The organism is Paractinoplanes ovalisporus (assembly GCF_016834655.1).
Classification (GTDB): Bacteria; Actinomycetota; Actinomycetes; order Mycobacteriales; family Micromonosporaceae; genus Actinoplanes; species Actinoplanes ovalisporus.
On sequence record NZ_JAENHP010000003.1, the window covers coordinates 518112 to 538852 of the forward strand.

Annotated in this window: 20 protein-coding genes and 2 pseudogenes; 16 read left to right on the forward strand and 6 right to left on the reverse strand. The window is 72.0% G+C overall.

The window, feature by feature from the left end:
- Positions 1-78 precede the first annotated feature (78 nt).
- The 10 genes from JIG36_RS12685 (at position 79) to JIG36_RS12725 (ending at position 9580) form a co-directional block, all read left to right on the forward strand.
- Positions 79-1926 (forward strand): lysophospholipid acyltransferase, encoded by a 1848-nt coding sequence (locus JIG36_RS12685; RefSeq protein ID WP_203376307.1) that lies wholly within the window; start codon positions 79-81, stop codon positions 1924-1926.
- A complete protein-coding gene (locus tag JIG36_RS12690) occupies positions 1923-3413 on the forward strand; it encodes an HAD-IB family hydrolase (RefSeq protein WP_203376308.1) in 1491 nt (496 codons plus the stop codon). The genes JIG36_RS12685 and JIG36_RS12690 overlap by 4 nt, the downstream gene beginning before the upstream one ends.
- A complete protein-coding gene (locus JIG36_RS12695) occupies positions 3410-4555 on the forward strand; it encodes a 4Fe-4S dicluster domain-containing protein (protein ID WP_203376309.1) in 1146 nt (381 codons plus the stop codon). The genes JIG36_RS12690 and JIG36_RS12695 overlap by 4 nt, the downstream gene beginning before the upstream one ends.
- Complete coding sequence (locus tag JIG36_RS12700; protein WP_203376310.1) at positions 4552-5031, forward strand: cyclic nucleotide-binding domain-containing protein; 480 nt, start codon at positions 4552-4554, stop codon at positions 5029-5031. The genes JIG36_RS12695 and JIG36_RS12700 overlap by 4 nt, the downstream gene beginning before the upstream one ends.
- A complete protein-coding gene (locus tag JIG36_RS12705; RefSeq protein ID WP_203376311.1) occupies positions 5028-5882 on the forward strand; it encodes an FAD/NAD(P)-binding protein in 855 nt (284 codons plus the stop codon). The genes JIG36_RS12700 and JIG36_RS12705 overlap by 4 nt, the downstream gene beginning before the upstream one ends.
- On the forward strand, positions 5882-6691 hold the full coding sequence (locus JIG36_RS12710) for an NADH-quinone oxidoreductase subunit B family protein (RefSeq protein ID WP_236046674.1): 810 nt from the start codon (positions 5882-5884) through the stop codon (positions 6689-6691). Before JIG36_RS12705 ends, JIG36_RS12710 begins: the two co-directional genes overlap by 1 nt.
- The gene (locus JIG36_RS12715; protein ID WP_203376313.1) at positions 6688-7986 is read left to right on the forward strand and encodes a Ni/Fe hydrogenase subunit alpha; all 1299 of its coding nucleotides are present in this window, start codon (positions 6688-6690) and stop codon (positions 7984-7986) included. The genes JIG36_RS12710 and JIG36_RS12715 overlap by 4 nt, the downstream gene beginning before the upstream one ends.
- Positions 7983-8576, forward strand: a complete 594-nt coding sequence (locus JIG36_RS12720; protein WP_203376314.1) for a hydrogenase maturation protease — start codon at positions 7983-7985, stop codon at positions 8574-8576. Before JIG36_RS12715 ends, JIG36_RS12720 begins: the two co-directional genes overlap by 4 nt.
- A gap of 46 nt (positions 8577-8622) precedes the next feature.
- Positions 8623-8784: a DUF8730 family Cys-rich protein gene (locus JIG36_RS54875; protein ID WP_498370771.1), complete on the forward strand. Its 162-nt coding sequence runs from the start codon at positions 8623-8625 to the stop codon at positions 8782-8784.
- Positions 8785-8887: 103 nt separating this feature from the next.
- Positions 8888-9580, forward strand: coding sequence for a DUF2202 domain-containing protein (locus JIG36_RS12725; protein WP_203376315.1), 693 nt, complete (start codon positions 8888-8890; stop codon positions 9578-9580).
- 70 nt (positions 9581-9650) lie between these two features.
- On the opposite strand, the gene JIG36_RS12730 is transcribed toward JIG36_RS12725, so the two are convergent.
- Positions 9651-9917, reverse strand: coding sequence for a metal-sensitive transcriptional regulator (locus JIG36_RS12730; RefSeq protein WP_203376316.1), 267 nt, complete (start codon positions 9915-9917; stop codon positions 9651-9653).
- Positions 9918-10130: 213 nt separating this feature from the next.
- Here JIG36_RS12730 and JIG36_RS12735 point away from each other — a divergent pair.
- The 6 genes and pseudogenes from JIG36_RS12735 to JIG36_RS12760 form a co-directional block, all read left to right on the forward strand.
- Positions 10131-10934 (forward strand): annotated as a pseudogene (locus JIG36_RS12735) (rhodanese-like domain-containing protein); the annotation flags it as partial.
- Positions 10931-11755: pseudogene (locus tag JIG36_RS51845) on the forward strand (sulfite exporter TauE/SafE family protein); the annotation flags it as partial. The pseudogenes JIG36_RS12735 and JIG36_RS51845, both read left to right, overlap by 4 nt.
- Positions 11756-12232: 477 nt before the next feature.
- A complete protein-coding gene (locus JIG36_RS12745; RefSeq protein ID WP_203376318.1) occupies positions 12233-12409 on the forward strand; it encodes an ATP-binding protein in 177 nt (58 codons plus the stop codon).
- A gap of 242 nt (positions 12410-12651) precedes the next feature.
- A complete protein-coding gene (locus JIG36_RS12750; RefSeq protein ID WP_203376319.1) occupies positions 12652-13461 on the forward strand; it encodes a MerR family transcriptional regulator in 810 nt (269 codons plus the stop codon).
- Positions 13458-14366: an ABC transporter ATP-binding protein gene (locus tag JIG36_RS12755; RefSeq protein WP_203376320.1), complete on the forward strand. Its 909-nt coding sequence runs from the start codon at positions 13458-13460 to the stop codon at positions 14364-14366. Before JIG36_RS12750 ends, JIG36_RS12755 begins: the two co-directional genes overlap by 4 nt.
- A complete protein-coding gene (locus tag JIG36_RS12760; protein ID WP_203376321.1) occupies positions 14363-15937 on the forward strand; it encodes an efflux permease Rv1217c-related protein in 1575 nt (524 codons plus the stop codon). Before JIG36_RS12755 ends, JIG36_RS12760 begins: the two co-directional genes overlap by 4 nt.
- A 14-nt stretch (positions 15938-15951) precedes the next feature.
- Here the strand turns inward: JIG36_RS12760 and JIG36_RS12765 are convergent, their stop codons facing one another.
- From JIG36_RS12765 to JIG36_RS12785, 5 genes are read right to left on the reverse strand one after another with little or no spacing between them, the layout of a single operon-like run.
- Complete coding sequence (locus JIG36_RS12765; protein WP_203376322.1) at positions 15952-16746, reverse strand: M15 family metallopeptidase; 795 nt, start codon at positions 16744-16746, stop codon at positions 15952-15954.
- A 51-nt stretch (positions 16747-16797) separates the two neighbouring features.
- Entirely contained in the window at positions 16798-17817 is a 1020-nt protein-coding gene (locus tag JIG36_RS12770) for an ABC transporter ATP-binding protein (RefSeq protein WP_203376323.1), read from the reverse strand.
- Positions 17814-18617 carry an ABC transporter permease gene (locus JIG36_RS12775; RefSeq protein ID WP_203376324.1) on the reverse strand — a complete coding sequence of 268 codons (804 nt, stop codon included), beginning with the start codon at positions 18615-18617 and terminating at the stop codon, positions 17814-17816. The genes JIG36_RS12770 and JIG36_RS12775 overlap by 4 nt, the downstream gene beginning before the upstream one ends.
- Positions 18605-19504, reverse strand: coding sequence for an ABC transporter permease (locus JIG36_RS12780; RefSeq protein ID WP_203376325.1), 900 nt, complete (start codon positions 19502-19504; stop codon positions 18605-18607). Before JIG36_RS12780 ends, JIG36_RS12775 begins: the two co-directional genes overlap by 13 nt.
- On the reverse strand, positions 19497-20615 hold the full coding sequence (locus JIG36_RS12785) for an ABC transporter substrate-binding protein (protein WP_203376326.1): 1119 nt from the start codon (positions 20613-20615) through the stop codon (positions 19497-19499). The genes JIG36_RS12780 and JIG36_RS12785 overlap by 8 nt, the downstream gene beginning before the upstream one ends.
- Positions 20616-20741: the final 126 nt, after the last annotated feature.

Consider the following 20741-nt stretch of genomic DNA (forward strand, 5'->3'; position numbering starts at 1 on the left):
CGGCCCTGGTTCGGACCGGCGTTCCCGGAGCGACGCTGGACGGACGACCCACCCATCGCGCACCCCTGCGAGGCGACGATGAACAGCGCTGTCAACGGCCAGTCCCTGATCCGGGGCGCCCGGGGGCCCGGCCCGGGCGACGAGATCGCGGCCGCCCGCCCGACGGATCCGCCGGAGATCGCGGCGCTGCTCGGCGACGACCGTTTCGCGGCGGCGCTGGCCGAGCTGGCCCGGTCACTCGGCCGCGACCGGCATGCCGTACGGGCCGAGGCCGCCGGGTATCTGCGCGAGATGGGCGCCACCCACACCCGGAGGGCGACCAGCGACTGGGCCCGGTTCGGGCGCTGGCTGACCCGGGCCCACGAGCTGATTCTCGACCCCGAGCAGGCGCGGCAGCTGCGGCAGCTCGACCGCGGGCAGTCGCTGCTGTTCCCGTTCTCGCACCGCTCCTACCTCGACGGCATCACGGTGCCGGCGGCGATCTCACGCAGCGGCATCACGCCGCCGTTCGTGCTGGCCGGCGCCAATCTCGACGTGTTCCCGTTCAACCACCTGCTGCGCCGCTCCGGGTTCGTCTACGTGCGGCGGTCCACCACGGACAACCCGGTCTACCGGTGCGCTCTGCGCTGGTACGTCCTTCAGCTGATCCGGAACAAGCGGAACCTGTGCTGGTCGATCGAGGGCGGGCGCACCCGTACGGGAAAGCTCCGCCCACCGGCGTACGGGCTGCTCCGCTACGTGGTCGACGCGCTGGGCGCCGAGGCCGGCGGGCGGGCACTCATCGTGCCGGTGTCCATCGTCTACGAGCAGCTGCACGAGGTCGCGCTGGTGACGACCGAGGCGCGCGGGGCGGGCAAACGACCGGAGGACCTGCGCTGGCTGTGGAACTTCGGCTGGTCTCAGCGGCAGCGGTTCGGCCGGGCCTACGTGGAGTTCGGCGAGACTCTGCCGCTGACCGGTCGCCTCAGCGAGCTGCGCCCGAAGGCGCCGACCGTGGAACAGGTCGCCCTGGAGACCTGCCATCGCATCAACCGCGCCACTCCCGTGACCACGACCGCCGTCGTCTGCCTGGCCCTGCTGGCGGCCGACCGCGGACTGACGCTCGACGAGGTGCTGGCCACGGTGGCCCCGCTGGCCCGCTACCTGGCCCAGCGCGGCCGGCCGGTGGCCGGGGCGGCCGACCTGACCGACCGGGCCACCGTGCGGCGCGCGCTCGACGACCTGGTGCGCTCGGGCGTGCTGACCGGCTTCGACGGCGGCACCGACACGGTCTGGGCGATCGCGCCCGGCCAGCATCTGGTCGCCGCGTTCTACCGCAACACCGCCGTGCACACGCTGGTCGACCGGGCGATCGGCGAGCTGGGCCTGATGGCCGCGGCCGAGGACGGCCCGGACGGCCTGGTCACCGCCAACCGCGAGACCTTCCGCCTGCGCGACCTGCTCAAGTTCGACTTCTTCTTCCCGTCGCGCGACGAGTTCGCCCGGGAGATGACCGCGGAGCTGGCCCTGGTCGACCCGCGTCAGGCGGGCGGCCTGCACGGGTTCACCCCGGCCGACGCCGCCCGCTGGCTGCGCGAGAGCGACCTGCTGGTCGCCCATCTCGTGCTGCGCCCCTTCCTGGAGGCCTATCTGATCGTGGCCGAGCGGCTGGCCGCCTGGGAGCCCGGCGAACCGTTCGACCGGGACCGGTTCCTGGACGAATGTCTGCGCCTGGGCCGGCAGTGGGCGTTGCAGAAACGCGTGGCCAGCGAGGAGTCGGTGTCGCTGGAGCTGTTCCGGCCCGCGCTGCGGCTGGCCGAGCATCGGGGCCTGGTCGAGCCGGGTGATACGACGGCTCAGCGGCGCCGGGCATTCCGCGAGGAGCTTCGGGAGACCGTACGCCGGGTGACCGTGATCGCCGGGCTGCACCGGCCGGAGCGGTCATGACCGTCACCGAGGTTCTGGACACCGTCCGGGCCGGGACGGCCGGGCCGAAGACCGCCGCTTTTTTCGATCTCGACGGGACCCTGGTGCGCGGCTACACCGCCGCCGGCATCGTCCTCGACCAGGTGCGCCGGGGTGAGGTCGGCCCGGCCGAGCTCGCCGGCATGATCGCCGCCGTCGCCGGGGGTGCCGAAGCGATGGGCCCGGCCGGGATCGCGGCGCTGCGCGGCCGCCGGGTCGACGACGCGACCGAGGTCGGCGAGCGTCTGTTCGTCGACCACATCGCCGGCACGATCCGCCCCGAGGCCCGCGACCTCGTCCGGGCCCACCGCCGGATGGGGCACACCGTGGTCGTGGCCTCCTCGGCCACCCGCATGCAGATCGCCCCGATCGCCCGTGACCTCGGCATCGAGCACATCGTCTGCACCGAGCTGGAGGCCGTCAGCGGCGTGCTCACCGGCCGCAGCCTCAGCGGCATGCTCTGGGGTGAGGCGAAGGCAGCGGCCGTGCGTGGCTTCGCCGATGCGCACGAGATCGACCTCGCGAGCAGCTACGGCTACGCCAACGGGCTGGAGGACGCCGCTTTCCTGGAGACGGTCGGTCACCCGTACGCGGTGAACCCGCACCCGGGTCTGCTGCGCACCGCCGGTGACCGCGGCTGGCCCGTGCTGACCCTGCGTGAGCCCCGCACCCCGGGGTTGCGGGCCTGCCTGGGCACCCTGGCCGGGCTGTTCGGGGTGAACGTCGGGCTGACCACCGGACTCGGGTGCGGGTGGCTCACCGGCGACCGGCGCCTGGGCGCCAACGCGGGCATCGGGTTGTCGGCCGACCTCGCGCTGGCCTTCACCGGCGTGCGGCTCCACACCATCGGCGGGGAGAACCTGGAGAAGGCCCGTCCGGCCGTCTTCGTCGCCAACCACCAGAGCACCCTCGACGTGCTCGTGCTGGCCGCGCTGCTGCGGCACGACTTCACCGCCGTCGCCAAGAAGGAGGCACGCCTCGACCCGCGCATGCTCGTCATCGGCGCGACCATGGATCCGGTCTGGATCGACCGGTCCAATCTGGTCAAGGCCAAGGCGAGCCTCGACGGCGCGGTGCGGCGGCTGCGCGCGGGCACCTCGATCCTGATCCTGCCCGAGGGCACCCGCATGCCGACCCCGACGCCGGGCCCGTTCAAGAAGGGCGCCTTCCGCATCGCCGTGCAGGCGGGCGTCCCGATCGTGCCGATCGTGCTGCGCAACACCGGCGAGCTGGCCTGGCGAAGGTCGCTGGTGGTCAACCCGGGCACGGTCGACGTCGCCGTGCTGGACCCGATCCCCACCGCCGGGTGGCGCACCGACGAGCTGCGCCGCCGCACGGCTGAGGTGCGTGAGTTGTTCGTCGACACGCTCGAGAACTGGCCGTCCGCCGGGACCGGGGCTTTCGCCTCTACCACGCCCGCGGAGCGCGAGCCTACCTTCGGCTGGACTGTCCCGAGGGAGGCGACATGACGGCCACGACCGACGTGTCAGCGAACCAGCCGGTCCTGATCGACGTGAGCGCGCTCGCGCTGCTGTTCGAGACGCTGCGCGAGCAGGGGTACACCGTCGTCGGTCCCACCGTCCGCGACGGCGCGGTGGTCACGGCCGTGCTCGATTCGGCGGACCAGCTCCCGTACGGCGTGGGGGTCGAGACCGAGGCCGGGCGGTACCGTCTGCGTGATCGCGCCGACCGGGCCGCGTTCGCCCATTCGGCCGGCCCGCAGTCGTGGAAGAACGTCCTGCTCCCGGCCCGCACCCGGCGCTGGTCGGCCGACCGCTCGCCGGACGGCACGATGGTCGTGAGCGGGCCGGACGAACCCCGGCGGTACGCGCTGCTCGGGGTCCGTGCCTGCGACCTCGCCGCCATCGGTGTGCTGGACCGCGTGCTCGCCGGCGGCCGGCACACCGACCCGGTCTACGCCGGCCGCCGCGACGGCAACCTGATCATCGCCGTGGAGTGCACCGAGCCCGGGGCGACCTGCTTCTGCGCCTCGATGGGCACCGGTCCGCAGTGCGGCGCCGGCTTCGACCTGGCGATGACCGAGCTGGTCGACGACGACGGCCACCGGTTCCTGGTCCGGGCCGGCACACCGGCCGGGGCCGGGATTCTCGCGGCACTCCCCGGTCGTCCGGCCGGACCGGCGAGCGTCGGACAGGCCCGGGACGCGGTCGCGGCGGCGGCAGCCCGGATGGGCCGCACGATGCCGGCGGTGAACCTGCCCGGCCTGCTCGCCGCGAACCGGCAGTCCCCGCACTGGGACGACGTCGCCTCCCGCTGCCTCACCTGCGGCAATTGCACGATGGTGTGCCCCACGTGCTTCTGCACCTCCACCGAGGACGTCACCGACCTCACCGGCGACCACGCCGAACGGTGGCAGCGCTGGGCGTCCTGCTTCGACCTGGACTTCTCCTACCTGCACGGCGGCAGCGTGCGCACCAGCGGCCAGGCCCGCTACCGGCAGTGGATCAGCCACAAGCTCGGCACCTGGCACGACCAGTTCGGCATGTCCGGGTGTGTCGGGTGCGGGCGGTGCATCGCGTGGTGCCCGGCCGGCATCGACCTCACCCAGGAGGTGGACGCGCTCGCCGCGGCCGCCGCGGTGACGTCATGACCGCGCCGCTGCTCACCCGAGTGGCCCGCCTGCCGTTCGCGTCCGGGTTCGAGCCGGCCCAGCTGCGGCGGCTGTGCGCGACCGGGCGGTCCGCGGCGTACCGGCCGGGTGAGCGGATCTTCACCGAGGGCGGTGCCGCCGACCGGTTCTGGCTGATCGAAAACGGCCGGGTGGCGCTGGACCTGCGGGTGCCCGGCCGGGGCGATCAGGTGATCGAGACGCTGGCCACCGGCGCCGTGCTGGGCTGGTCGTGGCTGCATCCGCCGTACCGGTGGCAGTTCGGCTGCGAGACCCGGGGCCCGGTGGACACGGTCATGTTCGACGCGGCGGCGGTGCGGGAACTCTGCGACGCCGACCCCGCTTTCGGCTACGCCATGCTGCGCCGGTTCGTCCCGGTCATCACCGGACGGCTGCACGCGACCCGACTGCGCCTGCTGGACCTCTACGCGGCACCGGCTGCGAAGGCACGGCCATGAGCACATCGCTCGCCTCCCGCGTGACCGGTGCGGAGCTTCCGCTGCCGTACCGGGTCATCGCCCGCCACGCCGACACGGACGACACGGTCACGCTCGAGCTGGCGTACGAGACCGCACCGCTGCCCGCGTTCGCGCCCGGCCAGTTCGCCATGCTCACCGCGTACGGGATCGGTGAGGTGCCCATCTCGCTGAGCGGCCTGCCCGCCCCGCACGAGACCGCCCGCCGGTTGACGCACACGCTGCGAGCGGTCGGCGCGGTGACGCGGGCCCTGCACGCGGCCGGACCGGGCACGGTGATCGGCGTGCGGGGCCCGTTCGGCACCACCTGGGACGTGCCGTCGGCGGCCGGCCACGACGTGGTGGTCGTCGCCGGCGGCATCGGCCTGGCCCCGGTCCGGCCGATCGTGCAGGCCGTGCTGGCCGAACGCGACCGCTACGGCGAGGTGGTGCTGCTGGTCGGCGCCCGCACCCCGGCCGACCTGCTGTACCGCGACGATCTCGACCGCTGGGCCGCGGCCGGCGTCCAGGTGGGTGTCACCGTGGACCGGCCCGCGGAGGGCTGGAACGGTCATGTCGGTGTGGTGCCGGCGCTCGTCGCATCCGCGCGTTTCCGGCCCGGCCGCAGCGTGGGCTTCGTCTGCGGCCCCGAGGTGATGATGCGGTTCACCGCACGGGCGCTGACCGACCGGGGTGTGCCCGCGTCGCGGGTGCGGGTGTCGCTCGAGCGCAACATGCGCTGCGGGGCCGGCTGGTGCGGTCACTGCCAGCTGGGGCCGTTGCTGCTGTGCCGGGACGGCCCGGTGGTCGACTACGCCCGGGCCGAACCGCTGCTCGACGTGCGGGAGTTGTGATGACGACGCTGGCGGTGTGGAAATTCGCGTCCTGCGACGGATGCCAGTTGAGCCTGCTCGACTGCGAGGACGAGTTGCTGGCCGTGGCGGGCCGGGTGGAGATCGCGCATTTCCTGGAGGCCACCCGCGCCGTCGAGCCCGGCCCGTACGACGTGTCACTGGTGGAGGGCTCGATCACCACGCCGGAGGACGCCGAGCGGATCCGCCATGTCCGTGAGATGTCGCGCGTGCTGGTCACCCTCGGCGCATGCGCCACCGCGGGCGGCGTGCAGGCCCTGCGCAACTTCGCCGACATCGACGAGTTCCGGTCGGTGGTCTACGCCCGTCCCGACTACGTGTCCACCTTGGCCACCTCGACCCCGATCGCGGCGCACGTCGACGTGGACTACGAACTGCACGGCTGCCCGATCGACCGGCGCCAGCTGCTCGACCTGATCACCTCCCTGCTGCTGGGCCGGCGCCCCGACCTGCCCGGGCACAGCGTCTGCTTCGAGTGCAAGCGGCGCGGATCCGTCTGCGTGGTGGTCGCCCACGGCACGCCCTGCCTGGGCCCGGTCACCCGGGCCGGCTGCGGCGCGATCTGCCCGGCCTACCAGCGCGGCTGCTTCGGCTGCTTCGGCCCCGCCGAAACCCCGAACGCCGCGGCCCAGGCCGGTCTGCTGCGGGCCACCGGCATGGCCGAGGACGACGTGGTCCGCGCCTATCGCACGTACAACGCCGCCGACCCGACGTTCATCGAGCTGTCCCGGGTCATGGCCGGACCGGCGCCGGGCGCGGGCCCCGGCGGCACCGGGCAGGAGGAGACATGACGCACCGCTCCGAACGGGTCCTGGACGTGCGGTCGCTGGCCCGGGTCGAGGGCGAGGGCGCCATGCACGTCCGCGTGCGCGACGGCGCCGTCGCCGACGTCCGCCTCGACATCTACGAGCCGCCCCGGTTCTTCGAGGCGCTGCTGCGCGGACGCCGGCACACCGAGCCGCCCGACATCACCGCCCGGATCTGCGGGATCTGCCCGGTCGCCTATCAGATGAGCGCCTGCGCGGCCGTCGAGGACGCCTGCGGCGTGAGCGTGGACCCGGCCGTCGCGACCCTGCGGCGGCTGCTCTACTGCGGCGAGTGGATCGAGAGCCACACGCTGCACATCTACCTGCTGCACGCCCCCGACTTCCTCGGGTACGCCGGTGCCCTGGAGATGGCCCAGGACCGCCGTGACCTGGTCGAGCGTGGCCTGTCGACGAAGCAGGCCGGCAACGAGATCGTGGAGCTGCTCGGCGGCCGGGCCATCCACCCGGTGAACATCCGGGTCGGCGGCTTCTACCGGACGCCGTCGCGCGCGGAGCTGACGGCCCTGCGCGAGCGGCTACGGAAAGCGTTGGACCAGGCGGTCGAGACGGTGCAGTGGGTGGCCGGGTTCGACTTTCCCGACTTCCACCACGACCACGAGATGCTGGCGCTGAGCACGCCCGGGCGGTATGCGATCGAATCGGGTGACGTCGCCACCACCGGCGGGCTCACCTTCGACGTACGCCGGTTCGAGGAGCACATCATCGAGGAGCAGGTCCCGCATTCCACCGCCCTGCACGCGCGTATCGCCGGGCGGGGCCGCTACATCGTAGGCCCCACCGCCCGCTTCACGCTCAACCGGCAGTGGCTGAGCCCTCTGGCGCAGGAGGTGGCGTCGGCGGCCGGGCTGGGGGCCGACTGCCGCAACCCCTACCGCAGCATCGTGGTCCGGGCGGTGGAGACGGTGTACGCGCTGGACGAGGCGATCCGGCTGATCGACCGGTACGAGCCACCGGCCCGCCCGTACGCCGAGGTCCCGCCGCGCGAGGCGGCCGGGTACGGCGCGACCGAGGCGCCGCGCGGCATCCTGTTCCACCGCTACGGCATCGGCGCCGACGGTCTGATCACCTCGGCCCGGATCGTGCCGCCCACCTCCCAGAACCAGGCCGGCATCGAGGACGACCTGCGGCGCTTCGTCGGCGGCCGGCTGCACCTGGACGACGAGCACCTGACCTGGCAGTGCGAGCAGGCCATCCGCAACTACGACCCGTGCATCTCGTGCTCGACGCACTTCCTCGACCTGACGGTGGACCGGCGATGAGCCTGGCCGACGGCGACCGGCGGGTGGTCATCGGGATCGGCAACGACTACCGCCGCGACGACGGCTTCGGGCCGGCGGTCGTCGCCGACCTGGCGGGCCGTCGCGCGTCCGACCCGCGGCTGTCCGGGGTGGACCTGCGCGTCAGCGACGGCGAGCCGGCCCGGCTGATCGGTCTGTGGACCGGATGCGCTCTCGCCGTCGTCGTCGACGTCGTCCCTGGCCCGGCCGACCACGCGGGCGACCGCCACGAGCTGGCGCCGGCCCACATCGGCGCCGGCGCGGGCGGTTCGCACGCCGTCAGCCTGGGCAGCACCGTGGCCCTGGGCCGGGCGCTCGACCGCCTGCCCGGCCGGCTGGTCGTGCTGGCCGTCTCGGGCACCGAGTTCGGCTTCGGCCAAGGTCTGACCCCGCCGGTCGCCGCCGCCGTCCCGGCGGTCGCGGAGCGCGTCTGCGACCTGGTGGGCCAGCACGGCGAATGTCCGGGGCGGCGGCGTACAGCACCACCGGCGCTCCCCAGGTCTCCTACGACTGGTAGGAACGAACAATCCCCGGCAGGTGCCGCCCCGCCGGCGTGCGGTACGGTCGGATAAATACCCCCGGGGGTATAAGCGAGGCACCGAGCATGAGGGGGCGAGCATGTGCCGTCAGGTCACCTGCCGTAAATGCGGCAAGACGACATGGACCGGCTGCGGACAACACGTTGATCAGGTGATGCGGGGAGTGCCGGCGGACGAGCGCTGCGCCGGCCACGACAAAGAGACCTCGACCAGCCTGCTCGCCCGGCTGTTCCGGCGCTGACCGGGCGGAGCCTCCGCGCCGGACCTCCACGTGATCTGCATACCGGCTGCACTCCGCCGCCATGCCGGCTAGCCATCGTGAGAGGGCAAGGAGGGGAGGAGCCATGAAGACCAACAACCGCCGGGCCGCCATGGTGGTGACGGTCGGCGCGATCGGCCTCACCGGCATCGCGATCGCGGCACCGGCGCTGGCCGACGACGACACCTACCGCCCCCGCCCGGCGAGCACCGCCACGGCGAACCCCGGCGGTTATGGCATGGGAATCGGCCAGGGCATGGGCTCCGGGTCCGGCTTCGGCTTCGGCTTCGGCTTCGGCGGGGGAATGTGCGGCCGGCTGCCGGTCACCGCACCCCAGGGCACCCTGACCGCCGCGCAGAAGGCCACCCTGGCGTCCATGGCGCAGGAGGAGAAGCTCGCCCAGGACCTGCACGGAAACCTCGGCGCCCGCTACGACGCGTTCGTCTTCGAACACATCGCCGTCGCGGAGACTCAGCACCTGAATGCGGTCCGCGCCATGCTGCAGCGCTACCGCATCACCGATCCGACCGCAGGTCAGGCGCCGGGCGCGTTCACCGACTCCACCGTGCAGGCCACCTACGACAAGCTGCTGGCACAGGGGACGCGGAGCCGGGCCGCCGCCCTGGCCGTCGGGCAGCAGGTCGAGCGGGACGACATCGCCGCCCTGAACGCGGCCGCCGACGGGCTCACCGCACCTGACGTCCAGCAGCTCTACGCTCGTTTGAGCGCAGGCTCCCAGCGGCACCTCGCCGCCTTCACACACTGGGCAGACCGGTAAGGAGAACGGCCGGAAGTCCGGTTCCGCCGTACGGGAACCGAGCTTCTTGCCGTTCCGCCCCGGGACATGTTCAGGCCAGCGACAGGAACAGCTTCTCCATCCGCTCCAGGTTGGCGCTCTGATCCTCGCCGTCCTCGGCGGTCATGCACTGCTGCAACCCGCTGGCGATGACCTTGAACCCGGCCCGGTCGAGCGCCCGGGAGACCGCAGCCAGCTGTGTCACGACGTCGGCGCAGTCACGCCCCTCCTCCAGCATGCCGATGACGCCGCGGATCTGACCCTCGGCGCGGCGCAGCCGCTTGATCACATCACCTGTGGCGGTCTCGTCGACCCGCATCCCTCACGCTCCCGTTGACGGCTCCGTCGGATGGTACCCCGTGGGGTATGCGACCCCAGCTTGACAGGACCCCCGAGCGACGCGTTACCGTCGTGACAGATACCCCCGGGGGTATACGAACCGCGGAGGGAGCCCGCATCGTGTTCCGCATCCTGCCCATCGACACTCCGTCGCTCGGCGATCGCAGCTACCTCGTTCACGACGGCGCGGTGCTGCTCGGCGACCCAGTCCGAGGCCGCCGCCTCCACCATCGGCGCCGAGAAACGCGCGAACCCCGCGCTGCGCCGGCCCGAGCAGGAGTTCGTGCACGAACTGCTCGCCGGGCTGGACGCCTGGCCCGCGTACTACGCGCACATGGCCCCGGCCAACAGCGCCGGCCCGGCCGCGCCCGACCTGAGCCCACCCGCCCGGGCCGACGCCGACCAGCTGCGCAAACGCCTCGCCGACGGCGAATGGGTGGTCGACCTCCGCCATCGGGTCGCGTTCGCGGACGGGCACGTCGCCGGCACTCTCAACTTCGGCCTCGACGGCAGCTTCGCCACCTACCTCGGCTGGCTCATTGGATGGGGCACGCCGCTGACCCTGCTCGCCGACACCCCCGGGCAGGTCGCCGAGGCCCAGCGGGAACTGGTGCGCATCGGCATCGACCGGCCCGCTGCCCACGCCACCGGCGCCCCCGCCGACTGGGCCGCCGGATCCGGCCTCGAGTCCTTCCCCCGGGCCACGTTCGCCGACCTGGCGCAGGTCCGTCACCACCGCCCGGTCGTCGTGCTCGACACCCGCCGCAGGCTGGAGGTCGCCGAGGGCCACCTCGACGGCGCGGTCCATGTTCCGCTGCACGAGCTGCCCGGCCGCCTGGCCGAGGTGCCGGACGGCGAGGTGTGGGTGCACTGCGCCGCCGGCTACCGCGCCTCGATCGCCGCGTCCCTGCTGGCCGCCGCGGGCCGCCGCGTGGTCACGATCGACGACGACTTCGACCACGCCACGGCAGCCGGCCTCTCCGTCGTACGGCCATGAACCTCACGGTCGTCCTGACCGTCATCCTGGCCGCGGGCGTCGGAGTCAGCCTGGGACTGCTCGGCGGCGGAGGCTCCATCCTCGCCGTCCCGCTGCTGGTCCACGTGACCGGGCTACCCGCCGACGAGGCCATCGCCACCTCGCTGCTCGTCGTCGGCGCCACCGCCGGCGCCGCCCTGATCCCGCACGCCCGAGCCGGGCGGATCCGATGGCGTACGGGCATGGTCTTCGGGCCGGCGGGGATGGCCGGGGCCTACGCCGGTGGCCGGGTCGCCGGGTCCGTACCCGACGGTGTTCTGCTCATCGGCTTCGCATTGATGATGCTGGCCACCGCCGCCCCGATGATCTGCGGCCGACGTTCCGAGCCCGCCGGTCGCCGGGCGCCACTCCCCCGCACGATCGCCGCCGGCATCGTGATCGGCGCGGTGTCCGGCCTGATCGGCACGGGTGGGGGCTTCCTCATCGTCCCCGCCCTCAGCCTGCTCGGTGGGCTGGCCGTAGCCGAGGCGATCGGCACGTCGCTGCTGGTCATCGCCTTGCAGTCCGTCGCCGGTCTGGCCGGGCACCTCACGAACGGGCGCCCTCCCTGGGCTCTGGCCGCCGCCGTCACCGTCGCCGCGGCCGCGGGAAGCCTGCTCGGCGGCCGGCTCACCGGCCGCGTCCCGGCAGCTGCGCTCCGCCGATCCTTCGGCTGGTTCGTGGTCGCGATGGGCGTCCTCGTCCTCGCCCGGCAGCTGGCGTGGGCTTCGCCCCTGCTGTGGACCATCGCGGCGATGGCCACTGCTCTTCCTCTCGCGTGCCGACTGATCTCGGTTCGGCAGCATCCCAGCTCGTTCTCGGTGCCACGGTTGTCACCGCGGCGTCGTAGCCCGGCGGAGTCTTCCGTGGCACCGGCCAGGGCGGTACTGAGATCGAGCTCTGTAGTTCATCGGATCTCACCGCGTCAATCAGGTTGGCGGGGGCTTCTTCCGGCGGATTTCGCCTTGCCGCAAGCGCGGGCCAGGCTGGCCGATGCGCGCCCCTTGGCCGATCAGATCCAGCTCCGCTTGAGTCCCGAACTGGTCGCGGCCTCGGCGGCTCGTGACGTCGTCGGCGCGATCTGCAAGGAGTGGGACATGGAGCCGCTGCTGGCACCTGCCCGGCTGGTCGCGTCGGAGCTGGTCACCAACGCGGTCGAGCACGCCGGCACCTTCATCGAGTTCGTCGTCACCCGGCTCGGCCCGCTCCGTCGCGGGTGAAGCCGGCAGACCAGCCGGCTTCGCATCGCCGTCTACGACCTTGATCCTCACCTGCCGGACATGCTGTCACCCGACATGCCACCAGGTCACGGGCTCGGCCGGCGAGGGTACGGACTGCGCATCGTCGATGCTGCCGCGCGCGTCTGGGGCGCCCTGCCGACACCTGCGGGCAAGGTCGTCTGGGCCGTGCTCTACGACGATCCCCCGGTCGGCGCGGAGCCCGGACCTCAAGGATGAGCGGCATCCAGCCGCGAGCCCGGCCGAATCGCCGAGCGGCACGCTGTCCTTGCTGGTGGGCGCGCATCAGCACCCGGACGGTTCCCGTCACCGGTCCGGGTGACACCGCATGATGTACCGATGGCCGTGTGCCGGCTGATCGTGTCTCGGCGGGCCCGGAGGGGGCCGGAAGTCACGGACCGGCGGGACCGAAGGCCTGTCTTCGTTGACTGTTACGCAACGTCGCGGTCGACACTGACTGGGTGCGCATCAAGGAGCTCGCCGAGCTGACCGGCGTCACTGTCCGGACCGTTCGGTACTACCACCAGATCGGCCTGGTCCCGGTTCCACCGACCCGGGACGGGGTCCGGGACTACGGCATGGTCCACGTGGCCCGTGTCGTCCGGGTCCGGTGGCTGGCCGAGGCCGGCGTCGGGCTGGCGCGGGTCGGAAGCCTGCTGCACGATCCCGCGGCGACGCCCGGGGCGGCCCGCCGGTCGGTGCTGGCCGATCTCGAGAGCACGGTCACCGCCCTCGACGACCAGATCGCCCGGCTGGGGGCGCAGCGGGAACGGATGCGGGGACTCATGTCCACCGTGGAGCAGGGTGGCGCGCTCTCCCCCATGCCGGCCGGCATCGCCCGGTTCTACGACGACATCGCGGCTCGGGCCACCGACCGCCCGGCCCGGCGGGCGATCCGGCGGGAACGCGACTTCGTCGAGCTCGCTTTCTACCGCGGCGACATGCCGCCCGAGGCTGCCGTGCTCTACGAGGGACTGACCGAGGCGGCCAAGGCACACAGCCTGCACCTGTTCGGACAGGTCGCCGCCCGCTCCGGCGAAAGCACGGCGTACGACGACGAGCAGGTCGCCCGGATCGCCGCGGCCGTCGTGAACCGTATCCGCGACTCCCTCGGCGACGATCTGCCGACCGTCTTCCGCTCGATCGATCTGGCCGTGGCCCGACGGGCGGCCGAGCTCTATCTGCGGCTCTCCGGCGCGCACGAGCGCCGCGTCGACCGGGCGATCGCCGACGCCCTTCTGTCGGCCATCGAGAAGGAGCATCAGTCATGACAACGGGCCCGGTCATCGAGGTTCGCGGGTTGGTGAAGCGGTTCGGCGCCCTCGCCGCCGTCGACGGCGTCGACCTGCTGGTCCGCGAGGGCGAGGTGCACGGCTTCCTCGGCCCCAACGGCGCCGGCAAGTCCACGACCATCCGTGTGCTGCTCGGCCTCTACCGGGCGAACGCCGGGCTCGTGCGCGTGCTGGGGCTCGACCCCGCCTCGCACGCCGCCGAGGTGACCCGCCAGATCTCGTACGTACCGGGAGAGGTCTTTCTGTGGCCCACGCTGACCGGGCAGGAGGTTCTGGACGCGCTGGCCGGCCTGCGGGGTGCCCGTGACGTCGCCGCCGAGCAGCGGCTCACCGAGGCCTTCGCGCTGGACACCCGGAAGCGGATACGGACCTACTCGAAGGGCAACCGGCAGAAGGTCGTCCTGGTCGCCTCGTTCGCGGCCCCGACCCGGTTGCTGATCCTCGACGAGCCCACGTCCGGACTCGACCCGCTCATGGAGGAGGTCTTCCAGCAGTGCGTCCGGGAGGCGGCCGCGGCCGGGCGCACGGTGCTGCTTTCCAGCCACCTTCTGGAGGAGGTCGAGGATGTCTGCTCCGCGGTCACCATCATCAAGGACGGCCGGCTGGTGGAGTCCGGGCGGCTGGCCGACATGCGGCACCTCGCGGCGTCGACCATCACCGCGCACCTGCCGGACGAAGCGCGCGCAGCCATCGACGTACGGCTGCGGTCGTGGGGTCTGGCCGGGAACGCCCCGGCCGAGCGCCGGCTCGTGCTGAACGTGCCCCGTGATCGGGTGGCCGCGGTGCTGGGCGTTCTCGCCGAGGCCGGGGCGGCCGACATCACGTGCACCCCGGCCCGCCTGGAGGATCTTTTCCTGCGTCACTACCAGGTGGCCGCGCGATGACCCTGCTGCTGCTCATGGCCCGCCGCCATCGCCTTCCGATCCTGTGCTGGGTCGCGCTGCTCATCGCGCTGAGCGGCCCCACCCTGCCGGCCTACCGGTCCACCTACGCCACCGTGGCCGATCGCCGGATCGCCGTCGCCCTGGCCCAGCACGACGCCGCCACCACCCTGATGTACGGCCGGCTGCCCGATCCGGGTACTCCGGCACTGATGTTCGCCTGGGAGATCGGCGCGATCGTCACCGTGCTCGCGGCCGTCGCGGCGGTGCTGCTGGCGACCATGCTGACCCGCGCGGCCGAGGACAACGGCACGCTGGAGCTCGTCCGCGCCTGCGGCGTCCCACCCCATTTCCCCGTACGGGATGCGCTCGTGCTCCTCGCCGCCGTGGCGAGCGTCCTCACCGCCGGCTGCACCGCCGCCGCCGTGGTGTCCGGCGCCCACGTCGAGGGCGCCGACCTGACCGGTGCCCTCAGCTTCGGCGCCGTCATCGGGATCACCTTCCTGCTGTTCGGTGTGCTCACCGTCGGCCTGGCCCAGGTCGCCGCGACCGCCGGACAGACCCGCCTGCTGGGCTTCCTCGCCGTCGGTGCGGCCTTCGCCGTACGGGCCATGGCCGACACCCGCGACCTCGCCTGGCTCAACGGTTTCACTCCCCTCGGTCTGCGCGCCACGACCCAGCCCTTCGGCGCCGACCGATGGATTCCGCCGGTCGTCGCCCTGACCGTCACCGCTGCCCTGGCCGTCGCGGCGGCCGCGACGGCAGCACATCGCGAATACGGCGCGGGCATTCTCCCCCGCCGTGACACCAGCACCCGTCGGCTTCCCGTACGGACGGTGGCCGCTCTCTCCGCCCGTCTCACCCGAACGAGCCTGATCGCCTGGACGGCGGCCGTCACCGCGATCAGCGGCCTGTTCTGCGCCATGGGAGCGGGCGCCGTCACCCAGCCCGACCTCGGCGGCTTCCTCGGCGCCCAGGTCGGCGCCGGTGACCGCGTCGCCGGCTACCTCTCCTATTGCGGCACGGTCACCGGCATCATCGTCTCTGTCTTCGGCATCCTGGCCATGCTGACGGCCGGGCACGACGAACGCACCGGCCTGACCGCCCTCGTCCTGACCACCGGCCGCCGCCGCTGGGCACCCCTGGGCGCCCAGGCGGCCGTCACCGCTGCCGGCGGCGCGATCGTGCTTCTGGCCGCCGCGGCGCTGAGCGCGGTGATCGCCCCCGTGGTCATCGACGGCCCCGACGTCACCGTGCGGACCCTGGGCTATCTCCTCGGCCAGTGGCCCGCGGTCGTCGCCTTGATCGGCATCACCACGCTGCTGCTCGGCCTGCGGCCGTCCTGGGCCGGGCTGGCCTGGCTGCCCCTGACCGCAGGCGCCCTGTTCGCCCTGCTCGGCGATCTGTTCGACATTCCCGGCGCCGTCCAGCGCCTCGGCGTCTTCCGGCATGTCCCCGACGTGGCCGCCGCCGACGGCGTTCCGCTCGGCCTGATCGCGCTGCTGGCCGTCGGAGCCGCGACGTGCCTACTCGGCCTGCTCGCCGCGCGCCGCCGCGACCTGGTGGCCGGCTGAGCCGAGCGGCCTCGTCACTTGTTGGTGAGACTGAAATGCATGTAGTCCTTCAGGCTGGTCCAGCGACCACCCCAGTAGAAGTCGTTCCACGTGAAGGCCCGGGCCGCGCCCTCCGGATGGACCATCCCGATCAGGTAGCGGTTGCGCTCGAGATAGAACTGGCTGCCGGCCGGGGACACGGAGCGGCCCCGGATCATCGGGTTCTGGAACGGGTTGATGTCGATGGCGGTGCCGGTGGCGTGCTCGGACCAGACCTTGGTGCCGCCGACCGCACGGCAGTTGTAGCCGGCCGTGACCGTGGCCATGTTCGACTCGGTGGGGTTGTTGATCCTCATCGGGGCCATTCCCATGATGCGGAAGCGCCAGCGATAGAGGGTGCCGAAGACCTGCTGGGCGCGGGCCGCGACGTCCTTGCGGACGATCACGCTCCCGTCGCGGTAGGCGCCGTTGAAGTCGATGTAGGAAACCCAGACGCGACGCAGGTTGATCGGTAGCACGGGGCAGCGTTTGAGCGGCTTCCAGTTCACCGCGGCCGGAGTCACCGTCTCGACGCGCGTCTGGAAGGCGGGCAGTGGCTCGGCGGGCGCGTTCAGCCGCAACACGGCGTCAACCTGCACGGGCACGTCCGCCGGGATACCGTTCCAGGCGGTCAGCTGCTGCACGCTGACCCCGCGCAGCGCGGCGATGTAGGCCAGCGTCTCGCCCGGGCGTACGACGTGCCACACCGTGCCTGCTGCTCCGGCCGAAGAGGGCGTGAGTACCGGCAGGAGCAGCAGGGCCGTGACGACGGCGATCAGACGTTTGCGCACGGCTACAGACCGTACGAAGCGTCCCGGGCGAGTCGCAGCGAAACGCGGAAATCAGGCCAGCGCGACGGGACTGGGCTGCAGGGTTATCCGTACCGGAGTGCCCGGCGCCAGAGACGCCAGACGGTCGGTCGCCACCTGCGCCACCACCAGCTGCTCCCCGACCGTCACGGTCACCTTGCTGATCGGTCCCAGGAAGCTGGTTGTCAGCACCCGTCCCTCGCCCGTGTCATCCGGCGTGACCTGCACAGACTCCGGTCGTACGAGGGCCGTGACCGACGGCGACGAGGCGGGCGAGAGCAGCGGCAGCCGCGTCCCCAGCACCTCGACCTCGTTGCCCACAACCGTGCCGGGCAGCCGGTTGCTCAGCCCCACGAACTCGGCCACGAACGGCGTCGCCGGAGTCAGGTAGATGTCGGCCGGCGAGGCCAGCTGCTCCAGCTTGCCCGAGCGCATCACCCCCACCCGGTCGGCCACCGCCAGCGCCTCCTCCTGGTCGTGCGTGACGAACAGCGTCGTCGTGCCGACCTCGGTCTGGATGCGGCGGATCTCGTCGCGCAGCTGCACGCGCACCTTGGCGTCGAGCGCCGACAGCGGCTCGTCGAGCAGCAGCACACTCGGCTCGATGGCGAGCGCGCGGGCCAGGGCGACACGCTGCTGCTGCCCACCGGAGAGCTGATGCGGGTAGCGGTCGGCGAACTGGCTGATCCCGACCAGTTCGAGCATCTCCTTGGCGCGAGCGACGTTCTTGGAGCGTCCCCGCAGCGACAACCCGAACGAGACGTTGGCCAGGGCGGTCAGATGCGGAAAGAGACTGTACGCCTGGAAGACCATCCCCATGTCGCGCCGGTTCGCCGGCAGGGCCGTCATGTCCCGGCCGCCGACGAGCACCTGACCGCTGTCGGCGTCCTCGAGGCCGGCCAGCACGCGCAGCGCCGTCGTCTTGCCGCAGCCGGAGGGTCCGAGCAGCGCCACGAACTCGCCCGGTTCGATCGACAGGTCGAGGTTGTCGAGGGCGTGGACTGTGCCGAACGTGCGGCGCAGCCCGTTGAGTTGTACGGCGACGCCGGTCATGCGGACTCCTTGAGGGACTTTCGGCGGCGCTCGCCGAGCAGGGACAGCAACAGCAGCAGGACGAAGGCCAGCAGCAGCGCGGTCAACGAGACCGCGACCGACATGGTGGCGCTGCTCTTGCCCAGGAAGTTGATCGCGACCTGCAGGTTGGTGCGGTTGAGCAGCGACGCGATGGTGAACTCGCCGAGCACGAGGGCCACGGTCAGGAACGCCGCCGACAGCACGGCCGAGCGGATGTTGGGCAGCACGACCCGCCACATCACCGTGCCCCACCCGGCGCCGAGCGAGCGGGCGGCCTCGGCGAGCGTCTTCACGTCGATCGCCGACAGTCCCGTGTCGATGGCGCGATAGGCATACGGCAACACCAGCACGGTGTACGCGAACACGAGGGTCAGTGACGAGCCACCCAGGAAGTACGTGACCCAGGCGTACACCGGCGCCAGCCCGACGACCAGCACGATGGCCGGGATCGTCAGCGGCAGCAGGCAGATGAACTCGACCAGCCGGCGCAGTTTCGGCAGGCGCAACCGCACCCACACGGCGGTCGGGACGAGCAACACCAGCATCAGTACGGCGGTGAGCGCGGCCTGCAGCAGCGAGTTGGTGATGCCCTCGGCCAGCGCCGGGTAGCGTTCACTGAGCTCGGGCCAGTTCACCAGCAGCGGCCACGTTCCGGGGTCGCGGGTCGAGAACTCGATCATCGCGACGAACGGCAGCACGAAGAAGACGCCGAGCACGATCAGCACGGTCCAGCGGAAGATCCGCTGTTTGCGGGCCCGGCGGGCGATCACCCCAGCCATTTCGACGTCCTCTTCTGCAGCAGGGTGTAGAGCGCCATGACAACCGCGACCACGACGACCATGCCGAGGGCCATCGCCTTGCCCAGGTTCTGTTGCCCGAGCACGACCTCGCTGGTCAGCGCGCCGCGGATCTGCAACGGCACGAGCGGGCTGCCCTGGCTGACCAGGGCGGCCGCGGTGGCGTACGCGGAGAAGCTGTTGGCGAACAGCAGCAGGGTCGAACCGAGGAACGCGGGGGCGAGCAGCGGGCCGGCCACGCGGGTCCAGTACTGCCACGTCGTCCCGCCCAGGCTCTCGGTCGCCTCCCGCCACTGGGGACGGATGCCGTCGAGGGCGGGCAGAAAGACGATGACCATGAGCGGGATCTGGAAGTACGTGTAGACCAGGGTGAGACCCGGCAGCTCGAACAGCCAGACGCCGTTCTCGTACAGGTCGATGGCGAACGTGTCCTGCAGCCACACGGTGACGAAGCCGGACAGGCCGATCGTGGCCAGGAACGCGAACGCCAGGGTGACGCCGCCGAACTGGGCGAGCACGCCGGCCGCCGCGGTCACCGTCCGGCGCAGCACACCCTCCGGCTTCGCGGTCACCAGGGCGTACGCGAGAAGGGCTCCCAGGACCGCGCCGACGAGCGCGCTGATGGCCGAGAGCGCGATGCTGCGCCCGAACGCATCCAGGATGACGTCGTTGCCCAGCGCCCTGATGCTGTCCAGCGAGACGCCGCCGTCGTTGCCGGCGAACGCCCCGATCACGACGACCAGCGTCGGGATGACCAAAAAGATCGTCACGTACGCGAAGAACGGCACCGTCCCGAGCAGGGAGGTGACGCCCCGCAGACGAGGCCGCCTGGCCACGGTCTGCGGGGCGGTGGCGGCAACCTCAGCCAACGGTCTTGGCCCAGTTCGCCGAGAGGTACTCCTTGGCCTTCGTGTTCTGCGCCTCGGTCGGGACGACCGGCGTGCCCTCGATCTTGGGCAGGGCCTCGAACGCGGTCTTGTCGATCGTGCCGGCCTTCTCCATGGCCTCGGCCCGCACCGGGCGGGCGCCGCCCTTGAGCCACAGGTTCTGGCCCTCGTCGGAGTAGAGGAACTCCTGCCACAGACGCGCGGCGGCCGGGTGCGGGGCATCCTTGTTGATCGCCTGCACGTAGTACGAGCCGAGCACGGCGCCGTTGGGGACGAAGGTCTTCCAGGTCTTCAGCTTGGTCGCCTCGGACGCGTTCAGGTAGTCCCAGTCGAACACGACCGGGGTCTGACCCGACTGGATGCTGGCCGAGTCGGGGTCGACCGGCAGCAGGTTGCCCGCCTTCTTGAGCTCGCCGAAGAAGTCGACGCCGGGCTTGATGTCCTCGACCGTGCCGCCCTTGGCGATCGCCGCCATCTGGACGCCGCCGAACGCCGCGCCGGCCTGGGTCGGGTCGCCGTTCAGCGCGACCTTGCCCTTGTACTCGGGCTTGAGCAGGTCGTCGAGGCTGGTCGGGGCCGGCACCTTGGCGCTGTCGTAGCCGATCGACATGTAGCCGCCGTAGTCGTTGACCCAGGCGCCGTTGGCATCCTTCAGGTTGTCGGGGACCTCGGCGAACTTCTCCACCTTGTACGGGGCGAACATGGCCACGTTGGCGGTGGCGACCGTCGCGCCCAGGTCGAACACGTCCGGAGCGCCGCCCTGCCCCTTGAGCTGGTTGGCCGCGTTGATCTCGTCCTGACTGGACCCGTCCGGCTGCGCCGAGTTGACCTTGATGCCGTACTTGTCGCCGAAGGTCTTGATGATCTCGCCGTAGTTGGCCCAGTTCGGGGGCAGCGCGATGACGTTGAGCTGGCCTTCGGCCTTGGCCGCCTCGACGAGCTTGTCGATCCCGCCCAGGTCCGCCGCGCTGGTCGCGCTCGCGGCGGAGGAGCCCGACGACTCGGTCTCCTTCTCGGGCGGCGAACAGGCCGCGATCGCGGCTATGGTGGTGGCCGCCACAGTGACGGCGATCGTGCGGGTAAAGGTACGCACCGTGTTCCTCCCTCTGCGCGCCCCGGGCCGGAACGCGCTGGGTGATCATGAAAGTGCTTGCTTGACAGCAGGCATCCGGAACACGTCCGCACGGCAACATTCATTCGCTGATTCCGGCGGACTCCG